The following is a 15,775-nucleotide window of genomic DNA, read 5'->3' as shown; positions in this document are numbered from 1 at the left end:
GCACGCCGCCAGCGTTCGTCCTGAGCCAGGATCAAACTCTCATTAAAAGTTTGAGTTCTCACTCATTTCTGTCACTGACAGATTTATTGTTTTTTCATTGTTCAGTACTATAACTTCAGTTATAGTGCCCTGCACATTGGTTCGTCTTGTTCAGTTTTCAAAGGTCTTTGTCACTCAATCTCTCTCAAGCGACAACTATATTAGTATATCACAGCTACCTGTCTCTGTCAACAGATTTTTAAAACTTTTTTCAAGTTTTTTTAGCCGCAATACACCATAGTCCGTACGGGATTCGAACCCGTGTTACCGCCGTGAAAAGGCGGTGTCTTAACCCCTTGACCAACGGACCTGAGCTTTTCAACTCTTTCTATTATACCTACTTTTTTACCTTTGTCAAGAACTTTTTTCAGTGAATTTAATTTTTTCTTTTCTTCACTAACTTAACCACTGCTTCTGTCCGTGCAGTGTGGGGAAACATATCGACCGACTGGATATACTGGAGATCATAGACTTTTACTAGTTTAACCAAATCTCGTGCCAAGGTCGAAACATTGCAGGATACATAGACCATTTTGTCTGGAACATAGGTCAGAATGGTATCCAATAGCTTATCATCTAAACCTGTACGAGGAGGATCGACTATCAATGCATCCGCTCGGTAGCCTTCTTGATACCAGCGTGGAATAATCTCTTCTGCTGTTCCCGCTTCGTAATGGGTATTGTCAAACCCCATTCTCTGAGCATTTCTCTTGGCATCTTCTATGGCTTCCGGAATAATGTCCATTCCTCTGAGACTCTTGACCTTATTTGCGAAGGCAAATCCGATTGTCCCAACACCGCAATAGGCATCAATCAGATGATCTTCTTCGCCAACCTCCAGTGCCTTAACTGCTTCACTATAGAGAATTTCTGTCTGCTCAGGATTAAGCTGATAGAACGCTCGAGGGGAGAGAGAAAACTCATAGTCCAGTACTCCTTCTTGAATACTCTCTTGACCCCAAATAATTTCCGTCTTTTCACCATAGATTTCACTTGTTTTTGCTGTATTTGTATTGACAGCAACCGTGACGACTTCTGGAAAATCTTTAACTAAGTCTTTTACTAGCTGGGTTAAATTAAGCTGACGATTTGTGACGATGATTATCTGGACTTGTCCTGTTTTTCTTGCTCGACGTACCATGATGGTGCGAACGCCGAGCGTTTTTCTCTCATCTGTAATTGGAATTTGGTGGTAAGTAAGAAGTTCAGCTAGGCGGTTAGCAATCACTTGGGTTTCTTTATCTTGCACCAAGCAGTCTTTTAACTCTACGAGATAATGAGAGTTTTGCGCATACAAACCTGCTTTGACCTGATTTTTAAATTTTCGAGTCTGAAATTGAAGCTTAGCACGGTAGTACTTTGGTTCCTGCATTCCGATAGTTGGACGGATTTCATAGTTTTCATATCCTGCAGGAGCAAATTTTTTCAGGGCTTGGTGGAGCAAATCCGTTTTGAACTCTAACTGTTTATCGTAGTGGAGGTGCATGATTTGGCAACCACCACATTCATTATAAATCGTACAAGCTGGTACGACTCGAAATTTAGACTTCTTATTAACCTTTAGTAATTTGGCTTCAACAAAGTTACGTTTAACAGAAGTAATCTGACAATAGATATCTTCTCCTTTGAGGGCGCCTGGCACAAAAACGAGGGTTTTCTGGTAGAAACCGATTCCCTCACCATTGATACCCATCCGCTTGATTTTTAAAGGTATTTTTTGTTTGACTTTCAGATTCATACCCCTATCTTATCACATTTTAGGGTATAATAGAACTATGAAAATCACAAAACTTGAAAAGAAAAAACGTCTCTACTTGATGGAGTTAGATGGACAGCAAACCTCTTATATCACGGAAGATACCATTGTCCGTTTTATGTTGTCTAAAGATAAGGTGATCAGCAAGGAAGAATTAATCGAGATACAGGGCTTTGCTCAGTTTTCTTATGGTAAGAATCTCGCCCTCTACCATCTATCATTTAAAGCTCGAACCGAAAAGGAAGTTCGTGAGTATCTGAAAAAGTATGATCTTGATGAAAAAATCACTAGTCAAGTTATCGCTAACCTAAAAGAAGATAACTGGATTAATGACCATCAGTATGCTTATTCCATCATCAATGCCAATCAACTTTCTGGAGATAAGGGACCCTATGTGCTAGCTCAAAAACTGTCTCAAAAAGGGATTGCCAAATCAACTATTGAAGAGGTTTTAAAGGATTTTGATTTTTCAGAGATTGCTCAACGTGTTGCAGAAAAACTGCTTAAAAAATACAATGGAAAGCTTCCCGCTCGTGCCTTGCAAGATAAGATTATCCAAAACTTAACGAACAAAGGCTTCTCCTATTCTGATGCTAAAATTGCTTTTGATGACTTGGATAGTCAAGTTGACCAAGAAACGACTCAAGAGCTCATTTTTAAAGAACTGGATAAACAATATTCTAAATATGCTCGAAAGTATGAAGGATACGAACTTAAACAGCGTTTAACCCAAGTTTTAGCTAGAAAAGGCTATGATTTTTCGGATATAGCCAGCGCTCTCAGAGAATATCTTTAATATTTTCGTGTAAAATTCAAAAAAATTAGACCGATTTATGATATAATAGTAAACGATAAACTTATAAATTGTAGAAAGTTGGTTAGTTATGAAACTTCCAAAAGAAGGCGACTTTATTACAATTCAAAGTTATAAGCATGATGGAAGCCTCCACCGTACTTGGCGGGACACCATGGTACTAAAAACAACAGAGAACGCTATTATTGGCGTCAACGACCACACACTTGTTACCGAAAGTGACGGTCGTCGTTGGGTGACTCGAGAACCGGCTATTGTTTACTTTCACAAAAAATATTGGTTTAATATCATTGCCATGATTCGTGATAATGGGATTTCCTACTATTGCAATATGGCCAGCCCCTACTATCTAGATGAAGAAGCCCTGAAATACATTGATTATGATTTGGATGTCAAGGTTTTCACTGATGGTGAAAAGCGTCTCTTGGACGTTGAAGAATATGAACGCCATAAACGCAAAATGAAGTATTCTGATGATTTAGACTATATTTTGAAAGAGCATGTTAAAATCCTTGTTGATTGGATCAACAATGGACGCGGTCCTTTCTCAGAGGCCTATGTCAACATTTGGTACAAACGCTACATAGAACTAAAGAATCGGTAAAGTTGTCAAGCCGGGGTGAGAGCCCTGGTTTTTTTATTGGAAAAACCCAGCCTGGAAGCTGGGTTAATTGCTATATATCTAATTTAGTGACAGTAAACTTGATATGAGAATAATCTTTTTCAACATCCTTATCCAACAAGAAAGCTGTGGCATCCTTCTTAACCTGAACAAGGTCAATGTTCTGAGCTTGAGCTGCATAGACGCATCCACAATAACATTGACGATAGATATCATACTCCTCGCACATCTCCACTGAACGTTTGTAGCCTTGATTTTTCTTGAAATCACTTGGAAGATAGTGGGTTGTGTAAATCTTTTGCACATCAATTCCGATGCTGTTGATGGTTTGAGAATTCTTATGGGGACTGATGGTCAAAGCTGAACCAAAGTAGTCAAAGCCCAAGTCCATAGCTACCTGTGCTGTTTTGTCCAGACGGTAGTCAAAACAAACCTTGCAACGGTCTCCACCTTCTGGTTCTTCTTCCAGTCCTCTGACTAACTTCCGGTATTCATTGGGTTCGTAGGGCGCTTCTAAATACTGGACCGTATTTCCTGTTCGCTCATTGAAATCACTGACAAATTTCTTGGTGACGTAAGCCCGCTTGTGGTATTCTGCCTTAGGATGAATATTGGAATTGGCAAAATAGATAGTCACATCAGCGTATTTTGTCAGGTATTCTAGGGTGTAGGTACTACAAGGAGCACAGCAAACATGCATGAGAATAGTTGGACGTTGCTCATTTTTCTCCCAAACCTGAACCATTTTCTGCATGACACGGTCATAATTAATCTTCTGATTGAGATTCATCTTGCTCAGAATTTCTTCTACATCGATCATGTTCTTCTCCTTCTTCTAGTCTTATTTTATCATATAAGTTAGGAGAGCTCAAATCTATTTAGAAGTGAATATCATAAAAAGGAGGGGTAGGCATTCCCTCCTTTTGTGTTTTTTATAAGTTGCTTTCTACAGAAAGCTTACATCATACCGCCCATCATGCTTGGATCCATTGCTGGAGCTGGGGCTACTGGTTCCGGTTTATTGGCTACGACTGCTTCTGTTGTTAAAATCAAGCTAGCTACAGAGGCTGCATTTTGAAGGGCTGAACGGCTCACTTTCACTGGGTCAATGATTCCTTCTTCAATCATGTTGACCCATTCGCCAGTTGCTGCGTTGAAGCCTATACCAAGTTCAGCATTCTTCAAGCGGTCAATAACAATAGAACCTTCGAATCCCGCATTGTGGGCGATTTGGCGAACAGGTTCTTCCAAGGCACGAAGAACAATATTGCGTCCTGTCGCTTCATCTCCTGTCAATTCCAAATCAGCAACGGCTGGAATGACATTGGCAAGAGCAGTTCCACCACCTGCAACGATTCCTTCTTCAACGGCTGCACGAGTAGCGTTGAGGGCATCTTCGATGCGGAGTTTCATTTCTTTCAACTCAGTTTCAGTTGCAGCTCCGACCTTGATGACTGCGACACCACCTGACAATTTAGCCAATCGTTCTTGGAGTTTTTCACGGTCGAATTCAGAAGTTGTGGTTTCGATTTGTGACTTGATAACTGCAACACGGTGACAAATAGCTTCAGGATTTCCAGCACCTTCTACGATAACAGTGCTATCTTTGTCCACAGTTACTCTAGCTGCTTGACCAAGCGCCTCAATTGTCGCATCTTTCAATTCAAGACCAAGATCTTCTGTGATGACTGTTCCTCCTGTCAAGATAGCGATGTCTTCTAACATAGCCTTACGACGGTCACCGAAGCCAGGTGCTTTGACAGCTACGACATTGAAGGTTCCACGAATCTTGTTCAATACAAGAGTCGGAAGAGCTTCACCATCCACATCATCTGCAATAATCAAGAGAGGACGGTTGCTTTGAAGAATACTTTCTAGAAGTGGCAAGATTTCTTGGATATTTGAAATCTTCTTGTCAGTAATCAAAATGTATGGATTTTCAAGGTCCGCCACCATTTTTTCGCTATCTGTCACCATGTACTGTGATAGATAACCGCGGTCAAACTGCATTCCTTCTACGACTTCAAGCTCTGTTTCCATACCACGTGATTCTTCAATAGTGATGACACCATCTTTACCAACTTTTTCCATGGCTTCAGAGATGTATTCGCCGACTTTCTCAGAACGAGAAGATACGGCAGCAACTTGAGCGATGGCTTCTTTATTAGCAACTGGAATAGCATTGTTTTTCAAGGCTTCTACAGCTGCGGCAACTGCTGCTTCAATCCCACGACGGATACCGATTGGGTTGGCACCCGCAGTGACGTTTTTGATTCCTTCGCGGACGATAGCTTGGGTCAAGACAGTTGCAGTTGTCGTTCCGTCACCTGCGATATCATTGGTTTTTGAAGCTACTTCTGATACCAATTTGGCACCCATATTTTCAAAATGGTCTTCCAACTCGATTTCTTTGGCAATGGTCACCCCGTCATTGGTAATCAATGGTGAGCCAAATGATTTTTCCAACACAACATTACGACCTTTTGGTCCCAAGGTTACTTTGACAGTGTCTGCAAGGATATCGACACCACGGACCATAGCTGAACGAGCATCAGATGAAAATTTAATTTCTTTTGACATACTTACTTTCTCCTTCTATTCTTCAATGATAGCCAAGATGTTAGCTTCGCCAACGATGATGTACTTCTCATCGCCATCTTTGACATCAATACCAGCGTGGGCTTCAACTAAGACACGGTCTCCAGGCTTAACACTTGGAGCAACCAAGTCACCGTTCAAGGTACGAACCCCTTGTCCAGTAGCTACAACTTGGGCTGTTTTTGTTTTTTCTTGGGCTGAGCCCGCAAGGACAAAGCCTCCAACAGTTTGTTCTTTTTCTTCGATTTTTAAGACCACACGGTCTCCTAATGGTTTCAACATCTGTTTTCCTCCATGATGAAATACATATCATTAGCACTCTTTATATATGAGTGCTAATTCATAGTTCTATTGTATCACTTGGTCAGAAATAGTCAAGAAAAAAGTCTGACTTTGGCAAGATAAAAAGTCTGACACCAACTCAGACTTTTCAATGTTTATACTCAATGAAAACCAAAGAGCAAACTAGGAAGCTAGCCGCAGGTTGCTCAAAACACTGCTTTGAGGTTGTAGATTAGATTGACGAAGTCAGTTACCTATACCCACGGCAAGGTGAAGTTGACGTGGTTTGAAGAGATTTTCGAAGAGTATTAAAATGGCAATTCTTCCTCTTCCAAAACCAAGTCTGCCAAATCCTGTCCAGCGTTATTTTCACGCATAGCACGTTGGGCGCGGCTTTCCAAAAGTTGGAATCCTGTGGCAAGGACTTCAGTCACATAGTTCATCTGGCCATTTTTCTCAAAGCGACGGGTACGAAGTTCTCCATCCACAGAGATAAGACTACCTTTAGTTGCGTAGCTTGCCAAGGTTTCAGCCAATTTCCCCCAAAGAACCAAATTGACAAAATCAGCTTCACGTTCCCCGTTTTGGTCTTTGTAACGACGGTTCACAGCGATAGTTGCTCGCGCCACTGACTTGTCGTTGTTTGTTTTGTGCAATTCTGGTGTAGACGTCAAGCGCCCGATCATGATAACTTTATTATACATATTTTCTTCCTCCTACTTATCTATTCGTAAGGAATCAAAAAAAGTTACAGAAATTTGTAACTTTTCGAGAAAATTTTTTATTTTTTATGAACCATGAAACCTGTCGCCTGTTGATTGGCCATAATGGTCATATCTGTAATCTGCACACGACGAGGCTGACTGGTCACATAGACCACTGTATCTGCAATATCCTGAGCTTGCAAGGCCTCAATTCCCTGATAGACGGTGGCAGCACGCTCTTTGTCACCATGAAAACGAACTGTAGAGAAATCTGTTTCGACAATCCCTGGTTGAATGGTGGTCACCTTGATATCCGTTGCGATGGTATCAATTCGCAGGCCATCTGAAAAAGTCTTAACTGCTGCCTTGGTGGCTGAGTAAACAGCTGCCCCAGCATAAGCATAAATTCCTGCGGTCGATCCCATATTGATAATATGCCCCTGATTGACTTTTACCATAGAAGGCAAGAAACAGCGAGTGACTGCCATCAAACCCTTGACATTGGTATCCAACATGATCAGCATATCCAACTCTTCATAGTCCTGATAGGGAGCCAAGCCAAGAGCTAGTCCAGCGTTATTGACCAAGATATCAATCTGCCCTATCGTTTCCAAAATATCGGAGCAGACAGTCTTTACCATAGCCATATCCGTCACATCCAGTGGAAAGGTCCAAACTGTTTGATTTGGAAACGTTTCTGCAAACTCTGACTTGAGGGTCTCTAGTCTGTCTGTCCGTCGCCCTGTTAGAACGACATTCTCCCCCTGCTCCAGATAAGCACGCGCAATCGCTTCACCGATTCCTGAGGTCGCTCCTGTAATCACTACATTTTTCGCCATCTTATCCCCCTCTATCTGGTCTATCAGATACTGACAACTTCCTAGGCAGTCCAGTGTTTGGCTGGGTCAAATGGAGTTCCGACAACTTGGTCTTCTGATAATTCAATAACCCCACGTTTTTGCGGAGCATTCGGCAAGGCAAGTTCACGAGGGCTGCACATCATGCCAAAACTCTTTTCACCACGAAGTTCGCCTGGGAAAATGAGATTTCCTTTGGGCATCATAGCTCCAGGAAGAGCTACAATGGTTTTCAGACCAAGACGCGCATTGGGAGCCCCTGCAACGATTTGCACTGTCTTATCACTTGCGACTGCAACTTGGCAGATGTTGAGGTGGTCACTATCTGGATGGGCTACCATCTCGACAATTTCACCAACAACAAACTTAGGTTCCTTGTCATTGACAATTTCTTCTGCAAAGCCTTCCGTCTGCAATTCTTGGTTCAAACGTTCCACTTGCTCATCTGATAAAAAGACTTGACCGCGCTCTGCAATTTCAAACAAACTTGAAACTTCGAAAATATTCCAAGCTACTGTTTCTCCATTTTCTTTGAGGAAAACACGGGCTACCTTGCCTTTGCGCTCCACGTCCAACTTGGCATCTCCGCTGTTTTTCACGATGATCATAAGGACATCGCCGACATGCTCTTTATTATATGTAAAAATCATTGTTTCCTTTTTCTCCTATTTCAGTCCTGCTAAAAAGTCGTTAATTTGTTGCTTGCTTTTACGGTCACGATTGACAAATCGGCCGATTTCCTTGTCCTTTTCTAGAACAACAAGGCTAGGAATCCCGTACACATCCCAGAGTTTGGCCAGATCCAGATACTGGTCTCGGTCCACTCGAATAAAGGTGAACTCTGGATTGGTCTCCTCAATCTCTGGCAAGGATGGATAGATATAACGACAATCGCCACACCAGTCTGCCACAAAAAGGAAGACTTTCTTGCCATCTTTTTCTACTAAAGATGCCAATTCTTCTAAACTTGCAGGTTGTATCATAAGACTTCCTCCTCATAGACCAGGTCTTCATTTTCATAGACAAAGGTATAGTGACGACCATCCTCGAAAACGACTCCTCCGACAAGTCGCTCTAGGCTACTTTCGTAGACTTGAACATAGAGAGTCGCAATCTCACCCATATCTGAGAAAAGTTCGCGCACGATAGCAGTCAACTCTTCTTGCGTCTTCATCAGTTTGTGGTTATCTGCTGCTTTTTTGGCACCCAAAGCAAGGGCACTTAGACCAGCCACAGTCAAGCCAGTCATCCATAATTTCTTAGCTTTCATATCATTCATTGTAACACAAAAAGGGCTCTAGGACAAATAGGGAAGTAGCATATAGGTAAGGAAAATCCCCTTCCCTCAATGAGGAAAGAGGACAACTTATCCTTATTGCCAAGCGCCTGAGTTGCCAACATAATAGCCATCAGGTGTGTAGGTATTGCGAAGCATCTTACCTGAGGAATCCAGATAGTACCACTTGTCCTGATCCTTAACCCAATCACTCTCAACCATATCGCCAGAAGAAGTGACATAATACCACTCTCCCTTGTCATAAAGCCAAGTGCTTGCTTTCATAGAGCCTGAAGTTGATAAATAGTACCACTTTCCTTGGTCGTAAAGCCAATCACTAGCAATCATAGCTCCTGATGATTTAAAGGCATACCAGTTGCCACCTTGATAGAACCAAGTTTGATTAAACATAATCCCTTTATCATTCATAAAGTACCAAGTTCCATTGTCTTTAACCCAAGCATTTTGAACTAGTTGGCCTTGTTTTTGATAGTACCAATTTTGGTCTGATTTTAGCCAGCTTTCTGCTTTTACAATCGGATAAAGTTCTCGGAAGGCTCCTCCCCCCTTGTAGGAATGACTGATAGATTCTGGGTTTGTAAGTTTTAACTCACCATTGTCATGGTCTTTCCAAGCATAAACTTTTTGACCATTGATAGTCTCTGGTAAGGTAGCAGTGTAGGTCTTGGTTTGATAGTCCCATTTTGTATCAAGGTAGGTGTAATGGTCTTTTGATTCTTCAATACGGTAGTAGCCACTTTTCTCACCATTATATACATCATCTACCACTTTAGAGGACCAGGTCTTTACTTCATTTCCACTCTTGGCCTCGACCTTGATATCTCCTCTATAGCCATAAGGTACGTAGAAATTCAGGTAACGCCCCTCTGTACCGACCATAGACTTGTCCTTTTCTTGGCCTAGGAAATTGACTGTCTGATCTTGACCATTGAGACTGACCATCCACTCGATTTTCTCAGTTTTTGGCAAATCCAAGACTTTGATATCTACTTCATGGCCATTATTAAATCGAAGAATTTTGCCATCTTGATACTTAACCCCACCCTTAATAACCCATTCTTCTTCCAATTCGAATGCTTTTCCTGAATGAGGGAAAGCCAGTAAAGCTAAACCTGCTAGAGACAAACAAAATAGTGTGATTTTTTTCATTGTATATCCTCCTTAGGAATTATTATATTAATCATATCACTATCTATTTTTTTTGCAAATCTTATCCTAAATATGCTAGAAGAAACCTCTGAGATTGCTCTCAGAGATTAGAGGATAACTAGTTACTATTCTCAACTGCTGCAGTGACAAAGGCAGTGTAGAGTTCTTCTGGACGGTTTGGACGACTGGAAAGTTCAGGGTGATACTGACAAGCTACAAAGAATTTATTTTCAGGAATTTCCACAATTTCTACCAAACGATTGTCTGGAGAAACTCCTGAGAAGACAAAACCTGCCGCCTCAAACTGTTCACGAAAGGTGTTGTTAAACTCATAACGGTGACGGTGACGGCGTTGCACCACTTCTTGATTATGGTAAGCAGCTGCTGCCTTAGAACCACGTTTCAACTTAGATGGATAAAGTCCCAAACGAAGGGTTCCACCCATATCTTCAACATCAACCTGGTCACGCATGATATCAATGATAGGGTATTTTGTATCTGGTGCAAGTTCTGCAGAATTTGCACCTTCAAGACCCAAAACGTGACGAGCAAACTCGATACAAGTCAACTGCATTCCCAAGCAGACACCCAACATTGGAACATCATTTTCACGCGCATAACGGATGGCTTGGATTTTCCCTTCCGTACCACGTTGGCCAAAACCTCCTGGTACGATGATTCCGTCCGCATCAGACAAGAGCTCTGCTACATTCTCTGCTGTCACATCATTGGCATTGATCCAATTAATCTTCACTTCTGCGTCGTTGGCATAACCAGAGTGTTTCAAGGCTTCAACCACTGAGATGTAGGCATCTTGCAACTCCACATACTTACCAACGAGGGAAATCTTAACTTGTTTTTTCAGGTTCATGACCTTGTCCACCATGGCTGACCACTCTGTCATATCCGCTGCTGGTGCATCTAGTTTCAAATGGTCACAAACAATTTGGTCCATACCTTGTGCCTGCAAGTTCAATGGAATTTGGTAAAGGTGTTCGACATCCAAAGACTCGATAACGGCTTCTGGTGCCACGTCACAAAACTGAGCTAGTTTGTTTTTAATGCCTTGACCAGCTGGTTTTTCTGTACGAATGACCAACATATTTGGCTGAATTCCCAAACCACGCAATTCTTTTACAGAATGCTGAGTCGGCTTGGTCTTCATTTCACCAGCAGCCTTAAGATAAGGAAGCAAGGTTGTATGGATGTACATGACATTATCCGCACCCACATCTGCCTTCATCTGACGAAGGGCCTCTAGGAATGGCAAGGACTCGATATCTCCTACTGTTCCACCAACCTCTGTGATAATGACATCAGAGTCTGTCGTTAGAGCGGCACGCTTGATTTTTTCCTTCAAAGCATCTGTGATATGAGGAATGACTTGAACAGTTGCCCCAAGGTATTCTCCACGGCGTTCCTTACGAAGAACTTCACTGTAAATTTTACCAGTTGTCACATTGGAATATTTGTTGAGATTGATATCGATGAAACGTTCATAGTGACCCAAGTCCAAATCTGTCTCAGCTCCGTCATCTGTCACAAAGACTTCTCCGTGCTGGTAAGGACTCATGGTTCCCGGATCGATATTGATATAAGGGTCAAACTTCTGAATAGTCACTTTGAGACCACGATTTTTCAAGAGACGACCCAAACTTGCTGCGACAATTCCTTTCCCAATAGACGACACCACACCACCAGTTACAAAAATATATTTCGTAGACATAGATTCCTCTTTCTAAAATGCTCAAGGTCTTGTTAACTACGAGGGGAAATAGAAAACAAGACCCTTATGAATAACGACTTTTCAAGAAAACTTCCTGAAAAACAAAAATAGCTCCCTAGTAACTAGGGAGCCCCGACCTCTAAAAGAGGTGCCCGAACAATATGATACCTTAAAGCAGAACATTTGTCAACCCGAATTGGTAAAAGATGAAAAAAGAAGATTGTTTTCAGCAAACCAACTAAAAATCCGAATTCAAACGGACAACACGCTCAAAGAACAAAAAAGGAGATCAGGCGATCTCCTCTGTGAAGTCTTTTACTCTTCTTCACTCGTTTCAGCATCATCGTCAGAAAACTCGTCGTCTTCTTCGTTAAGATCCACGTCTTCACCCAAGTCATCAGGAGCGATTTCGTTGATTTCTGCATCGTAAGCTTCCACTTCATTTTTCTCATCATCTGGATTTTCATCATCATATGAAAGAGCTGGGTCTGCTTCGTATGCATCTTCATCTTCTGGATCATCTGCATTGTAGTCAATGGCATCTGAATCACCATCCATAAAGGCATTGACACGTTTTTTCTTAGCTTTTGGTGCTACTTCATCGTCATCACTTTCTTCAAGAGCAATAATTTCTTCGTCAATTTCGTCTACACCATACCATGAACGAAGCCCCCATTTGTTGTCTCCAAGAGAGATGAAGCTACCGTCAAAGTTCAACTCTGTGTAGAACAAAGGCAAAGCTTCGCGGATGTCGCTGTTTGATGTTCCAAGGTAGTTTTGAATTTCGTTTACAAGATCGCTAAAATGCATCTCATGATCGCGACCACGAAGCTCCAAGATAGCACGCGCTACCTCAATCATAGATAGTTCACTTTTTTCTTGCCCAGCAAATACTTCTAATTCCAAAGCGTTTCTCCTCATTTTTACTACTATCGCCAGAGCAAACAGACTCTGACCTCATTTTATCATGTACTCTTTATTGTACGATAATTTTGCAGAATAGTCAAAGGTTAAATGGGAGAAAGTGACAGAACCTTTTATTCCTTTGCTACCCAGCCGATGGCATCGTGAGGTGGATTTTCTGTATCAATCCAGATGAATTCAATCCCGATTTCACCATTTTTAAACTTAGTCAAACGAATACCATTGATTTCCAGTTCATTGAGCCGTTGGCCTGTCAAGACCTCTCGTTCCTTCAACTGGAAAACACCACGCAAAATCCAATTCCCAAGGATTTCTTGCTTATCAGTTGACTGGATTGCCTTACCAGCTTCTTGGTTGATATAGGCATTGATGACATCTCCAGAAGGCAAAAATCGTAATTTAAAGGTTCTTTCTTCTTTGGATAGAGCTAGTTTTTTAGTGCCAGGTTCAAAGGTCCCGAAACCTGGACCAAAGAAGTCTGGTCTTTCATCATGAAAATTTTTGGAGTCAGGCAGAGGAATGTAAACTTCACTTACTGGACGATAGACGAGTTGTTCGATTTCTTTAATGAGTTTTTCATTGCCAGTATTGTGAGCAAAGTGAATCAAATCCTCACGAATAGCCTTCATCTGAGCTTTTCCTTCCTTACTGGTCCATTTCTTCAAAAGGATTTCTTCCAGAGAGAAGGTCACAAAAGCTAGTTCCTCTGGAGCCAGACAGTTCTTAAATTTATCCTGAATCTTTAAAATTCGTGGCTTGCGGTCTTTTTTGGCTAATTTTGAACCACCGTTAAAGGCATTGAAACCAGAATTTTCTTCTACATTTCCATGTTTGTCTGTAATAACCCAAGACACTGTTTCTAAGATATCGGACTGTTCCTTTTCAGCTGTCAGCAAATGAAGATTTTCAAAGAGAGAAAAAGGATCTTCAATATAATGGACGTCCCAAGTATCTACCACAATATCTTTATTGTTAAAGGTCATATGGAGCTGGCTGTCAGCTGCAGTGTACTTGTAGTGGTGTTGTCCATCCGTAAATCGAAAATTGGTTGGATTATTTTTGGTAGTTGAGCCTTCAATGACTAGATTATCAATATCGACTGGTAAATAAGATGTTTCCCCAACAAAAATCTTAGGATTTTCTCCTTTTGGTGTTGGCATCAGGACATGGTAAACAGCTTCAACATTGACCGAATCCGAGTTGAAACCCTTGATTTGTGCCTTAGAGGACTCAATTCTCTGGTTTCTTAAAGTCGCAATCTTTTGCGCCAACTCTTCATAGCGCTGATAGTTTTCCTTGTCTGCTGTTTCTTTATCAGCAGCAATATCTGCATGAAACTTGATATCACCCAACAAATCCGTCCAATCTTGAGAATCCTTCTTGAACTGAGCGATTTTTTGGTCTCCAGAATTAATTCCAAAAGACTTAATACCCACTAGGTATTTATGATTTTCATCTACAACGACAGAGGCATCATAGGAAGTATTGGCGATATCTTCCCCTACGGCATTAAAAGCCTTCTGGAATACCGTCTCCTGAAATTTGGAATTGACAATCGGAGCTACATATTGTTCTGTTTGTCCCTCGTCTTCGGATTCTGCCTTTTGAGAGAAAGCTTGGCTCAAACTAGCGAAGTTTGTAATTAAGGTTTTGTATTTTTCTTTTTGTTCAGACTTTAGATGTTCCCACATAAGCACCCTCTTTTCTATTTTCAGTATATCAAAAGAAGATTAGTTTTTCACTAATCCTCTTATATATTCGTTAATTAATACTGTAAAATTCGAGTTTGCCTTGTTTTTTTACAAGTCTCAAATACTCTTCGTCTGATAGAATTGCTAAACCATCATCATAAGCCTTGATTTTTTCAAGAGCCTGATCATAGCTATTCGCAAAGTCCTTGACATAGGACTCGCCTTCAAACTGGCCGTTCATCTTGGTATAGATAATAGCAAATTTTCCAGAGCGGTCAAGTTGAGATTGACCTTGGCTTTCATTTAAGGCCTTGGCAACATTCTCCGCGATGCGTTTAATCACGGGCACAACCACGCTGTTTCCAGCTTGTTTGTAGAGCTGACCGTTAGAAACACCTTCTGGGATTTTAAAGGATTTAGGGTAACCTTGAACGTTAAAGGTTTCTTTCGGTGTCAGCTTCCGAATCTCACCACTGTCTGTCAAAATCAATGGAACGTTGTGTCCACCTGTTCCCATATTGGCTGTCAAGGTAGGAACAACACCGTTTTTGTTTTCACGGACATACTGACGGCGCCACTGGTAAACCGTATCTTGACTGGTCACTTCGAATTTCAACTGATCATAGAAATTTTGCTTACCTTCACGGTAGTAGTAGACCTCGTCTAGCTTATCACCAAAGTTAATAACATCCTGAAGACTCGTAGTCAGCTTGATTTCCTCAGGGAATTCAAACGAGTCATAAGCCTCTTTGGTATCAAAGCCGACAATGTATATCCGCTCACGGTTTTGTGGGATATTTCCGTAGTCTTTCCCGTTGAGAACCTTCCACTTGATAAAGTAGTTGTTCTCGGTCAAGGCTTCACGAATAACCTTGAAGGTATTGCCATGGTCATGACCAACCATATTCTTGACGTTTTCGATGAAAATAGCGCGAGGTTTGCACCCCTCAATCATGCGAAGCAATTCGAAGAAAAGATCGCCACGATCATCATCAAAGCCCTTGCGATAACCCGCAATACTAAAGGCCTGACAAGGGAATCCTCCCATAATCACATCCACGCGCTCAGCTGGAATATCCTCCGGCTGAACATCGTGAATATCACGACCATCCAAATAGGTATCTGGATGGTTTAACTGATAAGTCTGACGCGCATACTTATCAAATTCATTGGCATACACCACTCTGAACTCGTTGGTCTGTTCAAATCCCAACTCAATTCCCCCAACACCTGAGAAGAAAGCTGCAATGTTGTACTTCTCAGGTCGGTTCGAACTTACAGAATTTGTCATGTAGTAACCTGCTTTCTATTTTTAA

The 15,775-nt window shown here is 41.5% G+C and carries 16 protein-coding genes and 1 tRNA gene; 2 read left to right on the top strand and 15 right to left on the bottom strand.

The genetic code is table 11. From position 1 onward, the window contains the following. Window positions 1-277: 277 nt before the first annotated feature. Window positions 278-349, bottom strand: a tRNA-Glu gene (locus B7720_RS04530). Between the two features lie 66 nt (window positions 350-415). Then, entirely contained in the window at window positions 416-1,777 is a 1,362-nt protein-coding gene (gene rlmD, locus B7720_RS04525) for a 23S rRNA (uracil(1939)-C(5))-methyltransferase RlmD (protein WP_042902060.1), read from the bottom strand. Between the two features lie 37 nt (window positions 1,778-1,814). Here rlmD and recX point away from each other — a divergent pair, with 37 nt between their 5' ends. Both recX and ntdP read left to right on the top strand, forming a co-directional pair. Next, entirely contained in the window at window positions 1,815-2,591 is a 777-nt protein-coding gene (gene recX, locus B7720_RS04520; protein WP_042902059.1) for a recombination regulator RecX, read from the top strand. Between the two features lie 88 nt (window positions 2,592-2,679). Beyond that, complete coding sequence (gene ntdP / locus B7720_RS04515; protein WP_000775318.1) at window positions 2,680-3,213, top strand: nucleoside tri-diphosphate phosphatase; 534 nt, start codon at window positions 2,680-2,682, stop codon at window positions 3,211-3,213. A 70-nt stretch (window positions 3,214-3,283) separates the two neighbouring features. Here the strand turns inward: ntdP and B7720_RS04510 are convergent, their stop codons facing one another. The 13 genes from B7720_RS04510 to B7720_RS04450 all read right to left on the bottom strand — a co-directional run bounded on the left by B7720_RS04510 (window position 3,284) and on the right by B7720_RS04450 (window position 15,750). Continuing rightward, window positions 3,284-4,051 carry an epoxyqueuosine reductase QueH gene (locus B7720_RS04510; protein WP_000567555.1) on the bottom strand — a complete coding sequence of 256 codons (768 nt, stop codon included), beginning with the start codon at window positions 4,049-4,051 and terminating at the stop codon, window positions 3,284-3,286. A 137-nt stretch (window positions 4,052-4,188) separates the two neighbouring features. Then, window positions 4,189-5,811, bottom strand: coding sequence for a chaperonin GroEL (groL, locus tag B7720_RS04505; protein ID WP_084856723.1), 1,623 nt, complete (start codon window positions 5,809-5,811; stop codon window positions 4,189-4,191). 15 nt (window positions 5,812-5,826) lie between these two features. Then, window positions 5,827-6,111: a co-chaperone GroES gene (gene groES / locus B7720_RS04500; RefSeq protein WP_000917326.1), complete on the bottom strand. Its 285-nt coding sequence runs from the start codon at window positions 6,109-6,111 to the stop codon at window positions 5,827-5,829. Window positions 6,112-6,419: 308 nt separating this feature from the next. After that, entirely contained in the window at window positions 6,420-6,815 is a 396-nt protein-coding gene (locus B7720_RS04495; protein ID WP_000282459.1) for a single-stranded DNA-binding protein, read from the bottom strand. Between the two features lie 77 nt (window positions 6,816-6,892). Continuing rightward, window positions 6,893-7,654, bottom strand: coding sequence for an SDR family NAD(P)-dependent oxidoreductase (locus B7720_RS04490; protein WP_084856721.1), 762 nt, complete (start codon window positions 7,652-7,654; stop codon window positions 6,893-6,895). A 41-nt stretch (window positions 7,655-7,695) separates the two neighbouring features. Further along, window positions 7,696-8,322: a YtpR family tRNA-binding protein gene (gene ytpR / locus B7720_RS04485; RefSeq protein WP_084856719.1), complete on the bottom strand. Its 627-nt coding sequence runs from the start codon at window positions 8,320-8,322 to the stop codon at window positions 7,696-7,698. 15 nt (window positions 8,323-8,337) lie between these two features. Continuing rightward, window positions 8,338-8,655, bottom strand: coding sequence for a thioredoxin family protein (locus B7720_RS04480; RefSeq protein ID WP_084856717.1), 318 nt, complete (start codon window positions 8,653-8,655; stop codon window positions 8,338-8,340). Continuing rightward, window positions 8,652-8,951 carry a DUF4651 domain-containing protein gene (locus B7720_RS04475; RefSeq protein ID WP_084856715.1) on the bottom strand — a complete coding sequence of 100 codons (300 nt, stop codon included), beginning with the start codon at window positions 8,949-8,951 and terminating at the stop codon, window positions 8,652-8,654. Before B7720_RS04475 ends, B7720_RS04480 begins: the two co-directional genes overlap by 4 nt. A 93-nt stretch (window positions 8,952-9,044) precedes the next feature. After that, entirely contained in the window at window positions 9,045-10,118 is a 1,074-nt protein-coding gene (locus B7720_RS04470) for an N-acetylmuramoyl-L-alanine amidase family protein (protein WP_162281768.1), read from the bottom strand. A 118-nt stretch (window positions 10,119-10,236) separates the two neighbouring features. Then, a complete protein-coding gene (locus B7720_RS04465; protein ID WP_000105254.1) occupies window positions 10,237-11,844 on the bottom strand; it encodes a CTP synthase in 1,608 nt (535 codons plus the stop codon). A 315-nt stretch (window positions 11,845-12,159) separates the two neighbouring features. Beyond that, complete coding sequence (rpoE, locus tag B7720_RS04460; RefSeq protein ID WP_000418415.1) at window positions 12,160-12,750, bottom strand: DNA-directed RNA polymerase subunit delta; 591 nt, start codon at window positions 12,748-12,750, stop codon at window positions 12,160-12,162. 131 nt (window positions 12,751-12,881) lie between these two features. Beyond that, the gene (locus B7720_RS09670) at window positions 12,882-14,459 is read right to left on the bottom strand and encodes a hypothetical protein (RefSeq protein WP_162281767.1); all 1,578 of its coding nucleotides are present in this window, start codon (window positions 14,457-14,459) and stop codon (window positions 12,882-12,884) included. A gap of 70 nt (window positions 14,460-14,529) precedes the next feature. After that, a complete protein-coding gene (locus B7720_RS04450; RefSeq protein WP_000185415.1) occupies window positions 14,530-15,750 on the bottom strand; it encodes a DNA cytosine methyltransferase in 1,221 nt (406 codons plus the stop codon). Between the last annotated feature and the right edge of the window lie 25 nt (window positions 15,751-15,775).

Source organism: Streptococcus oralis subsp. oralis (assembly GCF_002096455.1).
Lineage (GTDB): Bacteria > Bacillota > Bacilli > Lactobacillales > Streptococcaceae > Streptococcus > Streptococcus oralis_CY.
This window is presented reverse-complemented; position numbering and strand designations above follow the sequence as displayed.

Bases quoted from the DNA above. Each gene is read 5' to 3' on its own strand.
- rlmD (WP_042902060.1), bottom strand. From the start codon at position 1,777: ATGAATCTGAAAGTCAAACAAAAAATACCTTTAAAAATCAAGCGGATG.
- recX (WP_042902059.1), top strand. From the start codon at position 1,815: ATGAAAATCACAAAACTTGAAAAGAAAAAACGTCTCTACTTGATGGAG.
- ntdP (WP_000775318.1), top strand. From the start codon at position 2,680: ATGAAACTTCCAAAAGAAGGCGACTTTATTACAATTCAAAGTTATAAG.
- B7720_RS04510 (WP_000567555.1), bottom strand. From the start codon at position 4,051: ATGATCGATGTAGAAGAAATTCTGAGCAAGATGAATCTCAATCAGAAG.
- groL (WP_084856723.1), bottom strand. From the start codon at position 5,811: ATGTCAAAAGAAATTAAATTTTCATCTGATGCTCGTTCAGCTATGGTC.
- groES (WP_000917326.1), bottom strand. From the start codon at position 6,111: ATGTTGAAACCATTAGGAGACCGTGTGGTCTTAAAAATCGAAGAAAAA.
- B7720_RS04495 (WP_000282459.1), bottom strand. From the start codon at position 6,815: ATGTATAATAAAGTTATCATGATCGGGCGCTTGACGTCTACACCAGAA.
- B7720_RS04490 (WP_084856721.1), bottom strand. From the start codon at position 7,654: ATGGCGAAAAATGTAGTGATTACAGGAGCGACCTCAGGAATCGGTGAA.
- ytpR (WP_084856719.1), bottom strand. From the start codon at position 8,322: ATGATTTTTACATATAATAAAGAGCATGTCGGCGATGTCCTTATGATC.
- B7720_RS04480 (WP_084856717.1), bottom strand. From the start codon at position 8,655: ATGATACAACCTGCAAGTTTAGAAGAATTGGCATCTTTAGTAGAAAAA.
- B7720_RS04475 (WP_084856715.1), bottom strand. From the start codon at position 8,951: ATGAATGATATGAAAGCTAAGAAATTATGGATGACTGGCTTGACTGTG.
- B7720_RS04470 (WP_162281768.1), bottom strand. From the start codon at position 10,118: ATGAAAAAAATCACACTATTTTGTTTGTCTCTAGCAGGTTTAGCTTTA.
- B7720_RS04465 (WP_000105254.1), bottom strand. From the start codon at position 11,844: ATGTCTACGAAATATATTTTTGTAACTGGTGGTGTGGTGTCGTCTATT.
- B7720_RS09670 (WP_162281767.1), bottom strand. From the start codon at position 14,459: ATGTGGGAACATCTAAAGTCTGAACAAAAAGAAAAATACAAAACCTTA.
- B7720_RS04450 (WP_000185415.1), bottom strand. From the start codon at position 15,750: ATGACAAATTCTGTAAGTTCGAACCGACCTGAGAAGTACAACATTGCA.